Origin of the sequence: Mesorhizobium sp. M0954 (genome assembly GCF_040319155.1) — a bacterium.
GTDB lineage: Bacteria > Pseudomonadota > Alphaproteobacteria > Rhizobiales > Rhizobiaceae > Mesorhizobium.
Genome location: NZ_JAMYNR010000027.1, coordinates 1 through 12674 on the forward strand (window position 1 = coordinate 1; position 12674 = coordinate 12674).

Below are 12674 nucleotides of genomic sequence, written 5' to 3' on the forward strand. Positions count from 1 at the left end.
CGCCGGCGTGCGCGGCGATCTGTCGGAGGGCGAACGGGCCAAGAAATTCGCCGGCCACTCACTGCGCGCCGGCCTCGCCTCGTCGGCCGAGGTCGACGAACGCTATGTGCAAAAACAGCTCGGCCATGCCTCCGCGGAGATGACCCGCCGCTATCAGCGCCGCAGAGATCGCTTCCGCATCAACCTGACCAAGGCGTCCGGCCTCTAAGGAGGCAAAGCCCCTTCCCCTGCCGTTCTTGCCTCTCGGGATCCGCGCAGGCCTTGCACCCTGACCAGGCATCTTCGCTAAATGAATTGGTCACTTCTGTCGTTCGGGACCGCCCCTGCCCATCCGGCCTGTTTCATCGCCAGGACAGCTGGTCTTTCGGCAGCCGACCGCTCGGATCGAACACGTTCACCTTGTGCGGAAGATCCGGGCCCCAGTCCCATAGCACCAGATTGCGGTCCTCCGTCTCCGCGCCCGGAGCGAAACTCGGCACCAGAATTCCAGCGATGCCTTGAGGCCGCAGCCGGTCATAGATAGACCAGGATCCAAGTCGCTCGCCGTTGCTGAGAGCCGTGGCCCAGGCGCTGCCCATGTCCGCAAGCGTGACAGAAGATCCTCCCCTCCCCTGCTCGGTTGCCAGATCAGTGATGTCCTCGCAGTCCACCTCATAAGAGCACAGCACGCAGGGATCGATGCGATGCGCGAAGCCCTGGTTGGCTTCCTTGACAGCCGGCATGCCAGATACAGCGCGGGCACACCTTTGGGATTGAATCGAGCGCCCCTGATCGCCGCTCCATCACCGGAACTCGGCTTGAATGCCCAACGTGGATCATGCGCCCTGTAGCAGGTTCCGACAAACCTCAAGCAAAGCCACCCAGGGCCATGTGATCGAGGTAGTCGCGAATAGCAGCGGCCTTGCCGTCCTTCACGAGGGCTTCGGCGGTGCGTCCACCGAATGCCGGCAGCGGCTGGGCTCGGTACCAGGCCATGGCCTGTTCCTTGCCTCCGGCCCATTCCGTCACGCGACTGATGATCTCGAGCATCTCGCGCAGACGGCTCTGCGTCTTGGCCGTGCGGCTGCGCTCCAGCCGATAGAGGGTTTCACGGGCAAGCCCGGCCGTCTGAGCCAACTGACCCTTGGACATTCCAAAGCTGTCGGCCACCTGGCCAACGGCAATTTTCCCGGCCCGGTCCATATAGGACAAAAAACCAGGGGTTCATTCTGCACGGATTTCTTGAGGGCCTGCCCCATCGAGTTCCTTGTCATATTAGCAGCCGCCTTCACTGTGCAAAGGGCGCTTTTCCACTGGTTCAAGCCCGCAGGCGCATGGCGTGCTTCTGATTGCGTACGACCCGCTTGCCATCCGCCTCATCGACCGCGCGCGGACCACCAGCAACGGCAGCATTACGCACAAGAGTTTTCAGCCCTTAGCCGGTCATTCTTGCCGTCGTGCCATTGGCCTTGAGTGCTGCCATCAGCATGGGTCCGACCGAGAACTGTCCTGCCCTCGCCTTTTCAGTCAGCACGCGCAGATAGCCCCCGGCCGAGTTGATATGCTGCGCCCTTTGCAGGATACAGGCAATCACGATCGCGGCGACCTCCTGGCCCATCACATGGCAAGCCTCCTCATACGCGGAGGGCGACACGCCAAGGTAGCCACGCACCTGGGCGGCGGTGATCATCAAATCGCGCCAGCTTGCGATTCCATGGGCGGCATAGTCGGCAAGTTCGGGGCAGGCCTTCAGCACAAGTCCTATCGGGAAGCCTTTCGGCTTCTCGGCGTAGGCCGTTCTTGGTTCGACCGTCGCCCTGCTTTGTTCTAAAGCTGGTTCAAATACAAAAGTGGAGTCTGTGTTTGAATCAGATTGCTGCCGCTCGTTTTGGGACTCATTGCCGCTAGGATTCGTGGAATTCATGAAGCTTTCCAGCATCATATCCACTTCGTCGTGCAGCAAGGAGAGCTCCGCAACAATCGCTTCCAGATCCGACAGCCCTGCCCGCCGAGGAATAGCCTCCACGATTGCTCTGAACCGCCTCCAAATGGTTCCCCAGTCGCCAGGCGCGCCCTCGTCGATCGCGGCTTCGACCAGCTTGTGAATGTCGCGCCGATGGAGGGTGATCCGCTCCCGCGTTAATTTGAGCGCCCGGCTGTCGGCGCGGACCTGCTCGGCAGCCTCCTGAAACTCCGCGGCCCGTGCAAGCAGTGGCGCCAGCGAGAACCCGAACGCCTCCTCGACTGCGCCGCCCTTTGCCTTGCGAGCGAACCGTTTGCCGTTTGGACTGTCTCGGCGGATGATCAGCCCGCTATTCACCAGTTCGGCCAGGTTCCTGCGCAGCGTGGAATCGGCCATGCCGTGCGCCCGCAGTGACAGCTGCGCGTTCGAAGGATAGACCATCAGCCCGTTCTCTTCGCTGATCTGATCGTCCGGATAGAACGACAGCAGTCCGCTGAGGACGGCCAGGGCGCGATCTCCCACGCCTATGATCGTCTTGCCCTCGCACAGCCAGCGATACACCTGCCATTTCTCGACGGCGGCCCCTTCAGGAATCTTTCGTGATGTCGTGTTCGCTTGCACCAAGGCAAGCGTCATCGGCCGCCGCCCAAAGGGCGTCGTCGCATAACCACTCTCCATTTCCCTCGCCTTTCAATCAGGCAAAAGAAAACTGCTCGTCGAAACGACGCCAACGACTCTTGACAGTGATTCGGGGAAATGCGATTCTCAGCTTGCTACAGACCTGAGAAGGGCTTCCGCGACGGTGACGTTCGGGGGCCTTTTTCTTTTGCGGTTTCAGTCTCCTGTTTTCTTTGCCGTTTCCGATGCCCTGAAAGCCTCGAAAAGCTCGTCGAGCTTGTCGGCGATGAATGCGCCGAAGGGCGATGCATCCTTTGACTTCAAGGCAAGCGTAAACACCTTTCCCGTGTCGGTGATCTTGGCTCGGACCGACCTGTCCTGGGGCACCCAGGCCTTTTCCTCAGGCTTCGATGCGGCTCGCGGCTGCTTCACCGGCGCATTCAAAAAGTCGAACAGACGAGCAAAACGAGCGTCACTGCCCGGTTGCCCGAAATCGGCACTTGTCACGTACTCTGCCGCCCGTGCGGCGGTCCCGGGATGCTCCATGAGCTTGGCAAGCTGCCACCAGCGGTCCCGGCCTATGCTCTTGGCGGCGCCGACGGCCACAATGACCTGCTCGGGAATGTTGTTGGTCACGGAGCGCATCTTCGAGAAGGTCGTATCGTCGAGCGCAAGGGCCGACTTCACCGTGTCCGGCGAATGGCCCCGCTTGAGAATGCGATCGGCAAAAAGCGTCCTTTCGATGAAGGACAGGTTGGCCCTGGCAGCATTCTCCTGGCCCTGCGCGATGACATGGTCCTCATCGCCGATCTTCTTGACGACTGCACGAACGGGCCTGCCCAGCTGGCGTGCGACCTTGACGCGCCTGTGGCCGAACACGGTCTGAAACCGGCCGGAACTATCCGGGTGGGGCCTGACCAGAATCGGAGAATCCTGCCCTCGCTCGCGAATCGCCGCCAGCAGCTCATGAAATGCTTCATCGTCATCGTCCATGCGGTCCGAGACGAATGAGGTGTCGACCAACGCCGGATCGAGATCGACGACCGAACTCTTAGAGAGCTCCTCGAATGACTGCATGATCGACCGGGATGCCCCGCGAACCGCATAGCCCGAGACATCCCCGCTGTCGGCGACTGACGTCGCGGGGCCCATCACGCTGCCGAATACATCCTTGCGCGCCATTCAATCACTCCGATTCGCAGCTAGTCGGCTGATTTCACGAGCGAAATTTCCACTTTTTACTGCCGTAAAATGCGCCGTCATGACCGCCCCCATGCGCGATGGATAAGCGCGACAATCTCGGAATTCACCGCGTCCAGCGATTCCAGCGCCCTCTCGTAAGTTGAGCGCGTGAAAGACGACTTCTCCACCTCGTAGAGCGTCTGCTTCGTCAGGCCTGCATCCGAAATCGCCGTCGACTTGAGCATCGGGTTTTCGAGGATCTGGCCGGCAAGCATCGATTGCATGAAGCCCACCATCTGCGCCTGGGGAATGTCGGTGGGTTCGTAGCGCGTGATCAGATAACGGAACCAATCCAGCTCGATCGCAGCACCTGCAGCTTTGATGGTCTTCAATATGCCGCCCAGCATCAGCAGGAACTGGCTCATCGACATAAGGTCGAGCATCTGGGGGTGGACGGTGATGAGAACCGACGTCGCCGCCGACATGGCGGTCAAGGTGAGGTAGCCAAGTTGCGGCGGGCAATCGACCACGACCACATCATAGCGCTCGTCGACTTCGGACAAGGCCTTTGCAATCCTGGTGAAGAACTGGCGGCCAATGCTGGATGATTTGTCCTGCATGGCAAGCGGCGTGTCGTACTCATACTCCTGAAGCTCGAGGTTGGCCGGGATGATATCCAGGCCCGGAAAATTGGTAGGCACGATGACGTCGGATATCGGCTTGCGCTCGTCGTCGTACCGGATCGCCTCATACAAAGAGAGATTGCGATCGAGTTCCGGCTGGAAGCCATGAAGAGCCGAAAGTGACGCCTGCGGGTCGAGATCGATGGCAAGCACGCGGTGCCCGGTCAGCGCAAGGTGCTGGGCGAGGTGGGCCGCAGTCGTCGTCTTGCCGCTGCCGCCTTTGAAATTGACGACAGCAACCACCTGGAGCTTGTCTCCAGGCTTGCGGTGCGGGACATATTTTTTTACCTCGGTCCTGCCATGCCGATCCAGAAAATGGCGCAGTTCAAGCATCTGTTCGGCGGTATAGGAACGGCGTCCGGAAGGTATCTGCTCGGGCAGGGGGCCCTTGCCCTCCAGATGGAGGCGCTTGAGATTGTTCTGCGAGACCCCGAGGTAGTGGGCCACTTCCGCCAGCGAAAAAGGACGAAGCGTCTTTGTTGCGTTTGGCGGAAACTTCTCCATGCGGAGCTGGTTAAGCCGCCGCGATATTTCTGCGCCCTGCTCGAGGATCTTGTCATCGAACTCGAAGCGTGGCAGCCGCATGGATATATTCATTTCTGTCGAAACCTGAATTGGCGCTTTTTGTGAGCAATTCACTCAACAAGCGCCATTAAGCTCCGATTCGGCCGGCCCCGGCAAGAAGTTTTAGGTTAACAAAAGGTTAACGGGCCTGACTGGCTTTTTCTTGCTCTCAGCTGCTCTTACCGTCACGGAGGCTGCTCAGTTTTTTGAACGCGGTATTGTCCTGCTATCCAAGCTAACGGCATGTTTTCTCTGTCATAAGGATCATATTTTACGGCAGTAAATCAGGCACGCTCAGATGCGGGATGCAAGTGCCGGCGGGCAGGGCAGGGCAGGGCACCGGATCCGATGGCACGTGGCCGGTTGGGTTCGTTGTCGGTTAGGGTAAAGCTGTTCAACGCCAGACTGACTCTTTCAGCTCGAGGAGCGGACCGGCTGGGGCGAGGCCGATATCGGAATAGCCGACTACAATGAAGACAGTGAGGGGAGACCGTTGACGGAGTGGGTGAAGCCCCTCCTCAAGACCGAGGTAAAGCCTGATCAACACCGGGAAGCAAGGAAAGAGACAGCGTCGAGTTCATGCGGAGAACGCTCCCCGGTCCATAACGGCGAAGCTCGATCTCAACACCGTGGCGCACTAGAATTCGAGCACCTTCGCGTCAGCATGGCGGCAGGGGCGTCGGACCATGGTCGCGGTTGTCCGGAGTTCATGTGTCCTGCTTGGTGTCCGGTCGACTTCGAAGACCAGGTCAGCCACCGCTGGCATATTGGGTTATCGCGATGAATCGCTGGCGCACAATCTCGACCCGGCCTTGGGGGCCTCTGATGTTGCCTTCCAGAAAGTCGTCGAAATCTGGGGCTGCAAGCATGTCTTTGAACTGGTCGCCGATATAGGTACGGACCTCCTCTTCCGCGGCTCCCAGCTCAGCGACCAACTCTTCTCGGCCGTCGACGATCAAAAGTATGTCCTCGGCATCCCGGCTAGAAAGCAGATCGTTCCCACCTCTGCCGAGATATGCCTCCAGCTTCGTCGCGACGAAGAGTGCCGGTGTTAAGAGGCGGATGATGAGCTTATCGTCCAACGGACAATCGACCGCCGTCTCAATACCCGCTTCATACCAACGATTGCTGAATCCGAGGATTTTGGGATCGTCCGGCATGAAGTCGACTTTGATCTGGCCAAGATGCATTCGGCAAATGACACTGTCGTTAGGTGACTCCGAGAAACCCCGCTCTCGAAGCCGTTCCAGGAGCTGCCCCCATTCCGAAAAGCCGGCCAGATCGACAATTAGGTCGACGTCGTCAGTCGCCCTGACATCCTCGAGCGTGATGGCATCGGTGATGAAAAGAGCGGTCGTACATCCGCCGATGAACACAAGACGTTTGCGCAGGTCATCGCCTAGAGCTTCCGCGACAGCCCTTAGCATTGCTAGTAGCTGGCCTTGGATGCTGGTCATTTCTGCCCGAGCCTTTCCGCAAGACGCTCCGCCGCGAGGCCAGCCTCGCGCTGGTTTCCGAGTCTTACTGCGTCCGCAAGGGCAAGATACTCGTACAGCCGATCATCCTTTTGAACGGCTTCAGGTACGCTTTTGAACAACGGCGTCACCGATTGTCCCATGTCGCGGCCGCTGGCATAGGGCCACACATAGATGTAGCTGCCAGCGCTTATTAGCGCGTTCTTTAGGATGGGCGCCGCAAAAGCGGTCGGGATTCCGCGCTGCATTGCTCCGGGCTTCGCTGGAAAAACGAACTTCAACCCGTGCACGATGAAATTCTGCAGGCTCCTGCGGCTCGGCTTCGCTCGGCCCGTGTCTCTGTCCCTGGCCGCGATACCGGATGCAAGACTTCGATTGATGGATGCATTGACCTCCGTCTTGCTTATGCCAAGAGAAGACTCCAGATTGCGCACCGAGTACGGATCCTCGCCCTGCGCTTCTCGGCGCAGAGTTTCGACACCTTTTTCTTTCTCCTGCTCCTGAAGGCTGACGAGCTTGAGCAGGACGACGATGTCCTGGCTTTTCATTTGATTCCGATCCGCTGTCCGCTGTCCGAGGACCACGGACACCTACACGGGCAGTGCGGTTCTGTCAAAGAGTATCAAGAATGCCCGGAGCTCACGTGGGCCAATAAGAATTCGGCCGCATTCAGAATAGAGCCGTGCGCGTTTCAATTTAAGGCGATTCCGCTGCGCTGATCCGTCTTGAATTTCGTTGAGCCTTTCGGGCTTTGTATAGGTGTACCCGCGCTTTCCCCTTGCGAGTTGTGCCCTCTCGAATATTTGAACCGTCACAATCGGCTCCATGACCCGGATACGGACCCATTTATCGGGAAAGTTTGGCTTGGATCGGCTACTCATACTGTGCGACGTTCGGTTGTAGACATAGTAGCTATCATCAACTCGCTTTTGAGGAGGGATGCGACGCGCCCGGTCGTCCACACATAGCCATATGTGGAGGGCACTCCTTCCTTGTTCAGACGAACCGATATGCCGGCCATGCTCTGCCCTTCAGCAACAAACATGTTGAAGATGCGCCTAACAAGCTCGGTTTCGTTCGGCGGGCCGGGCACAAGGAGAACGCGGTCGCCAGCGAGCCCTTTCTGTTCTCCAGAGCCGAGAAGGTATCGGGGCTCCCCATCTTTATCCAGCAACAGTCGCCTGACGCCGTAGGGCACAGGTCCGCCCTGTCTGAATCCGAGACGAGCCTGCTGCAGGTGCGCTCTGGAGACCTTTGCGGATAGCTCGCGGCTGTACTCGCTTGCCATCACCCGTTTCATGTTCTTGAGGATTGCAGAGACCATGCTGCCGTCGTTCTCGAATTCTTCGCCGCAATATTCCACCGCGACGCCTGCATCACGACAGAGAAACTCGTAATGAGCGGACTGGTCCGTATCCGGAAAGCGGCCCCAGCGGCTGACGTCAAGAACGAGGATTGCCGAGAAAGTCTTTTGGCCAGTCATGACATCGGCCAGTAACTGCTTCAGTCCGTCGCGACCTCTTATGCTCAGGCCGCTTTTCCCAGCGTCTTCGTAGGTTTGGACGATAGTGTATCCGCGCCGCTCCGCGTACTCTCTAATGGCCATCGCCTGGTTCTCCAGGGAATAGAGTTGATGTTCAGTGGACATGCGAATGTACTGCGCCGCACGGATAGGGGGCGCTGTCTGCAACTCGAAAGCCATGGGGTCTCCTTGGGCTTGAACAACCCCAGAGACACGAAATGTCTTTCAGAACTCTGTCGCATTCGGTGAATTCCCCATTCGGCGGCCCGCAGATCTCAGTGTCTTTGAACATTGGCGACGCATCTTGTCTGGCAATGCACGAGTTTGTTGCCTGCTCGCACAAAGTGCTCGAAACCGGTAAGGTCCTGGGTTAGAAGAACTGGCAGGATGCCCCTTATGAAAAACCCGACGATGGACGATACCGACGATGGGCGCCCGAATGGCGGACGCAGCGCTCTGTTCACGCCGCCCGGCGATGCGTCCGGCGCGGAGCGGGTTTCGCGCCGGCGCAAGGCGCTGCTGTCGTCCTCGATGGTCGGCTCGACCAATCGCGGCCGTGTGCTGCAGGCCCTGTTCGATCTTGGGCCGACGAGCAGGGCTGAACTGGCCCGCCTGGCCGGGGTCAACCGCACCACCATTTCCGGAATCGTGCAGCCGCTGATCGACGATCAGGTGCTGGTCGAGAGCGACCCGGTTCCTCCCAGTCCGGGCGGCGGCAAGCCGGCCCGGCCGCTGTGGTTTTCGCCCAATGCCCGTCCGATCTGCGGTGTGCTGCTCATGCCGGATTCCGTGCATGCCTGCGTGGCGACGCTCGACGGCAAGATCGAATCGGAACGCAAGATGGCCCTGCCGGACGGCAGGGGTCCGGTCCGGCCAATCATCGAGACCATCGCCGAATGCGTCGGCGACACTCTCTCTAGGGCGCGGCGCACGCCTCTCGGGATCGGTGTTGGCGTCGGCGGCATGGTTGACACCGATCGCGGGTCGATCGTCGCTGTCAATCTCGCGCCGGCGCTCGACCGCTACCCGCTTGCCGACGAGCTCGGGCGACGCTTCGGCCTGCCGGTCAAGCTCGACCATCATCCGCGCGCCTTGCTGGTCGGTGACCGCTGGTTCGGCGCCGGGCGCGGCGTGAGGCAATTCGCGGTTGTCTACACGGGCGAGGTTCTGGGCGGCGCACTCTATTTCGACGGGCACCTCTATCGTGGCACGGCAGGCGCAGGCGGCGAACTGGGACACACTTTCGTGCAGCTCGACGGCGAGCCCTGCCGCTGTGGCAGGCGCGGCTGCTGGGACACCATCGCCACCTTGAGCTGGCTCCGGCGCGAGGCCGCCCGCGCGGCTCTGCCCGAACCCGACCTGATCGACTCGGCCCGCCTCGTCGACATGGCGGCGCGGCGGCTGCCGGGGGCGGCTGAACTGCTCGACCGCTATGCCCGCAATGTCGCCGTCGGCATCGCCAATCTCCAGCAGACGGTGGCGCCCAACATTTTCATCATGCATGGCGATGTCGTGCTGGGCGGCGATCGCCTGCTGGGCGCAATCGCGGAGCATGTGCGCAGCATGGTTCCGACACGACCGGGCGGCGCCATCGAATTCATTGCCGGCGATGCAGGCGACCGGGCCGCCCTCGTTGGCGCAGCCGGTCTGGTGATTTCCGAGCTGCTGCAGCTTCCGATCTAGTACCGCCGTTTTCACGGCCCGCGTTGGAGCTTTCCACGCTGACGCACACGCCTGCTTCCATACCGCTGGCCGATGACAGCCTCGAAGAGGTCGTTCGAGGGCAGGAACATGTCGAATCGTCAATCATTACCAACTGGAGGCAGGGAGGTTCCCGACAGCGCAAGACGGCTACGCGGCCTGTTGGCTGCGGCCGGCGCCACGACCGCCATGGCTTTCGGATTTGGCAGCCTGGCGCTCACATCCGTCTTCATCAGACCGCTTGAGGCGGAGTTTGGCTGGTCGCGAGCCGATATAAGCCTTGCCTACACGCTATCGAGCGTCGGCATGGCCCTGGGCGGGCTGTTCTGGGGCCGGCTTGCGGACCGTTTGAATATCAGAACACTGCTATTCATCGGCTCGGCCGGCATGGTGATCGCGCTCGCCGCGCTTTCCTTCGCCACTTCGCTCTGGCAGATCTATGCGGCCAACTTCGCTTTGGGCGGGCTAGGTTTTGCCTGTCTGTACGCGCCGGTACTTGGCGTAACCGGACTCTGGTTCGACCGCCGGCGCGGCCTGGCGATAGGGATCGTCACAGCAGGCGGAGCCCTTGGTCAGGGCATACTGCCCTACGCCGCAAATGCATTGATCGACGGTGTCGGCTGGCGCCTCGCATACGCGATCATAGCTGTGGCGACGACGGCTGCGCTGGCGATCTTCATGCCGGCGGTTCAGGCGCCGCCCGTAGATCGGATCCTTGCCGCACCGGTGCGTTTTTCAGCGACGCCAGGCTTCCAAGGTGGCCATCTTTCCCCGGTGACGCTGCTATCTGCCGCAGCCTTCCTTTGCTGCGCCTGCATGGGCGTCCCGCTGATGCACCTCACGAGTTTCGTCACGGCCGTGTGCGGGTCTTCGGATGTCGGATCGCTTAGCGTGTTGATCGCCATGCTGTTCGGCGCCATCGGGCGGATCGCATTCGGGCTCCTCGCCGACCGGGCAGGCAACCTTTCTGCCTACGCCCTGGCGTCGTTTATTCAGACGGCATGCGTTGCGATTTTTCCCGCGCTTGACCAGCAATTGAGCCTGCTGTCGCTGTCGGCGGTTTTCGGCTTCGGCTTTGCCGGGAACATGACGTGCCTGATCCTTTGCGTGCGCCAGTTTGCGCCAGCCGAACGCTTTGGCCAGTCACTCGGCATCGTCATGCTGATCGCCTGGGTGGGCATGGGCGTGGCCGGCTATTTCGGCGGTTTCGTCTATGACAGCTTCGGCAGCTATGGGCCTGCTTTCCTGGTGGCATCTGTCGCAGGCGCGGCCAATCTCGTGGTTCTGGGCCTGTTGGCGGCATCATCCGGCGCAAGAGCGCAGGTCCCATTATGCGGCCGCCTTGCGGATCCTGCGATGAGGCGCTGATTCAAACGTTGAAATTCGGCTTAATTCCACGTTGGTTCGAACGCTGCAAACCACGGCCTTCCTGCCAAACTCAGAGATCGAAGAGGGCGGAGCACCGTCATCACCAGGCAAGGACAGCTGAGATGAGCAGTATCTACGACAGCATTCTCGACACGATCGGCGACACGCCGGTCGTCCGCCTTTCCCGCATCAACAATGGTGCCGCTTCGCTCTATGCCAAGATCGAGGCATTCAATCCTGGTGGCTCGATCAAGGACCGTCTTGCCGCCGCGATCATCGAAGAAGCGGAGAGTTCGGGTGCACTTCGGCCTGGCCAGACGGTGATCGAGGCGACGAGCGGCAACACGGGCATCGGACTTGCCATGGTTTGCGCGCGGAAAGGCTATCCTCTCGTCATCGTAATGCCGGAGAACGCCAGCCTCGAACGCCGCAAGCTGATGCGTTTCTTCGGTGCCAAGGTCGTGTTGACCCCTGCCGTCGAGCGCGGCAGCGGCATGCTCGCCAAGGCGGTCGAGCTGGCCGGAGCGCACGGCTGGTTCCTCTGCCGGCAATTCGAGACGCCCGTCAACGCCGATGTCCATGCCCGCACGACAGCGCTCGAAATCCTCGCGGCGTTCCAGGACCGTCCACTCGACTACTGGGTCACCGGCACCGGGACCGGCGGAACGCTGGCCGGTGTGGCGCGAGTACTCAAGCGCGAGCGCCCGGAAACGCGGATCATCGTCTGCGAGCCCGACAATTCGGCGCTGCTGTCGAGTGGCATTCCTCAAACTTTCGACGAACAGGGGCTGCCGACTCGGGCGCATACTCGGTTCCGGCCACACCCGATGCAGGGGTGGAGCCCTGATTTCATTCCGCAGATTGTCGGCAAGGCGATGGCTGACGATCTTGTGGACGAGATCATACCCGTTTCAGGCGCCAGCGCTCTGGAAACCGCGCGCCGGCTTGCGACGGAAGAAGGAATACTGGCGGGCATCTCCGGCGGAGCAACTTTGAGCGGGGCACTGGAAATTGCTCGACGCGTCGGCCCGGACCGGAACGTGCTCTGTATGTTGCCTGATACGGGTGAGCGGTATCTCAGCACGATCCTGTTCGATCACATCAGCGAGGACATGTCGCCCGCCGAAGAGGCGATCTCTCGCTCCACACCCGGCTACCGCTTCGACCGGCCGCCGTCCTTCGCCCTTTCATCGGCACCCGTAAACGAAATCCAAATCGATCAGTCGGCGCATGCGATGGTCGACAAGGCGATCCATGATCCGGAGCGTCCGGTGGTCATGTTCGCGCTGACATGGTGCGAATTCTGCTGGACGGTAAGAAAGCTCTTCGACCGTGCCGGAATCGCCTACAGGTCCATCGAAATCGATACTCCGGAATTCCAGAAGAACGGCCTGGACGGGGAAATCCGCAAGGCCCTGAGGGCCCGGATCGGTTCGCCTACAATTCCGCAGGTCTTTGTCGGCGGCGAGCATATCGGTGGCTGCATGGATACGCTTGCGGCCTGGCGGGACGGCACGCTCGCCGCCCGGCTGGAGTTTGTCGGCGCAAACTACACGCCCGGCGCATGCGCAAATCCCGAGAGCCTGCTGCCTCGATGGGTGCGCGCGGCAGCGTGAGAT

Annotated in this window: 11 protein-coding genes and 1 pseudogene; 4 read left to right on the forward strand and 8 right to left on the reverse strand. The window is 60.6% G+C overall.

Going from position 1 to position 12674, the window contains the following annotated elements; translation table 11 throughout:
- A partial coding sequence (locus NKH93_RS26945; protein WP_352973594.1) for a tyrosine-type recombinase/integrase occupies positions 1 to 208 on the forward strand: 208 nt, incomplete at its 5' end.
- A 133-nt stretch (positions 209 to 341) separates the two neighbouring features.
- On the opposite strand, the pseudogene NKH93_RS26950 reads toward NKH93_RS26945, so the two are convergent.
- The 8 genes and pseudogenes from NKH93_RS26950 to NKH93_RS26985 form a co-directional block, all read right to left on the reverse strand.
- Positions 342 to 850, reverse strand: a pseudogene (locus NKH93_RS26950) (RES family NAD+ phosphorylase).
- Positions 847 to 1182 carry an antitoxin Xre/MbcA/ParS toxin-binding domain-containing protein gene (locus NKH93_RS26955; protein ID WP_352973629.1) on the reverse strand — a complete coding sequence of 112 codons (336 nt, stop codon included), beginning with the start codon at positions 1180 to 1182 and terminating at the stop codon, positions 847 to 849. The pseudogene NKH93_RS26950 and the gene NKH93_RS26955 overlap by 4 nt, the downstream one beginning before the upstream one ends.
- 232 nt (positions 1183 to 1414) lie before the next feature.
- Positions 1415 to 2620 carry a plasmid replication protein RepC gene (gene repC, locus NKH93_RS26960; RefSeq protein ID WP_352973595.1) on the reverse strand — a complete coding sequence of 402 codons (1206 nt, stop codon included), beginning with the start codon at positions 2618 to 2620 and terminating at the stop codon, positions 1415 to 1417.
- 156 nt (positions 2621 to 2776) lie between these two features.
- A complete protein-coding gene (repB, locus tag NKH93_RS26965) occupies positions 2777 to 3742 on the reverse strand; it encodes a plasmid partitioning protein RepB (RefSeq protein WP_352973596.1) in 966 nt (321 codons plus the stop codon).
- Positions 3743 to 3819: 77 nt separating this feature from the next.
- Entirely contained in the window at positions 3820 to 5022 is a 1203-nt protein-coding gene (repA, locus tag NKH93_RS26970) for a plasmid partitioning protein RepA (protein ID WP_352973597.1), read from the reverse strand.
- A gap of 716 nt (positions 5023 to 5738) precedes the next feature.
- Positions 5739 to 6446: a hypothetical protein gene (locus tag NKH93_RS26975; RefSeq protein ID WP_352973598.1), complete on the reverse strand. Its 708-nt coding sequence runs from the start codon at positions 6444 to 6446 to the stop codon at positions 5739 to 5741.
- A complete protein-coding gene (locus NKH93_RS26980) occupies positions 6443 to 7012 on the reverse strand; it encodes a hypothetical protein (protein ID WP_352973599.1) in 570 nt (189 codons plus the stop codon). Before NKH93_RS26980 ends, NKH93_RS26975 begins: the two co-directional genes overlap by 4 nt.
- A 329-nt stretch (positions 7013 to 7341) precedes the next feature.
- Positions 7342 to 8166 carry a recombinase family protein gene (locus tag NKH93_RS26985; RefSeq protein WP_352973600.1) on the reverse strand — a complete coding sequence of 275 codons (825 nt, stop codon included), beginning with the start codon at positions 8164 to 8166 and terminating at the stop codon, positions 7342 to 7344.
- 216 nt (positions 8167 to 8382) lie between these two features.
- Here NKH93_RS26985 and NKH93_RS26990 point away from each other — a divergent pair, with 216 nt between their 5' ends.
- The 3 genes from NKH93_RS26990 to cysK all read left to right on the forward strand — a co-directional run bounded on the left by NKH93_RS26990 (position 8383) and on the right by cysK (position 12671).
- Positions 8383 to 9669: an ROK family protein gene (locus NKH93_RS26990; protein WP_352973601.1), complete on the forward strand. Its 1287-nt coding sequence runs from the start codon at positions 8383 to 8385 to the stop codon at positions 9667 to 9669.
- 207 nt (positions 9670 to 9876) lie between these two features.
- A complete protein-coding gene (locus NKH93_RS26995; RefSeq protein ID WP_352973602.1) occupies positions 9877 to 11055 on the forward strand; it encodes an MFS transporter in 1179 nt (392 codons plus the stop codon).
- Between the two features lie 122 nt (positions 11056 to 11177).
- A complete protein-coding gene (cysK, locus tag NKH93_RS27000) occupies positions 11178 to 12671 on the forward strand; it encodes a cysteine synthase A (protein WP_352973603.1) in 1494 nt (497 codons plus the stop codon).
- Positions 12672 to 12674: the final 3 nt, after the last annotated feature.

Coding starts and splice junctions, on each gene's coding strand:
- repC (WP_352973595.1), bottom strand. CDS start 2,620: ATGGAGAGTGGTTATGCGACGACGCCCTTTGGGCGGCGGCCGATGACG.
- repB (WP_352973596.1), bottom strand. CDS start 3,742: ATGGCGCGCAAGGATGTATTCGGCAGCGTGATGGGCCCCGCGACGTCA.
- NKH93_RS26955 (WP_352973629.1), bottom strand. CDS start 1,182: ATGGACCGGGCCGGGAAAATTGCCGTTGGCCAGGTGGCCGACAGCTTT.
- repA (WP_352973597.1), bottom strand. CDS start 5,022: ATGAATATATCCATGCGGCTGCCACGCTTCGAGTTCGATGACAAGATC.
- NKH93_RS26980 (WP_352973599.1), bottom strand. CDS start 7,012: ATGAAAAGCCAGGACATCGTCGTCCTGCTCAAGCTCGTCAGCCTTCAG.
- cysK (WP_352973603.1), top strand. CDS start 11,178: ATGAGCAGTATCTACGACAGCATTCTCGACACGATCGGCGACACGCCG.
- NKH93_RS26985 (WP_352973600.1), bottom strand. CDS start 8,166: ATGGCTTTCGAGTTGCAGACAGCGCCCCCTATCCGTGCGGCGCAGTAC.
- NKH93_RS26975 (WP_352973598.1), bottom strand. CDS start 6,446: ATGACCAGCATCCAAGGCCAGCTACTAGCAATGCTAAGGGCTGTCGCG.
- NKH93_RS26995 (WP_352973602.1), top strand. CDS start 9,877: ATGGCTTTCGGATTTGGCAGCCTGGCGCTCACATCCGTCTTCATCAGA.
- NKH93_RS26990 (WP_352973601.1), top strand. CDS start 8,383: ATGAAAAACCCGACGATGGACGATACCGACGATGGGCGCCCGAATGGC.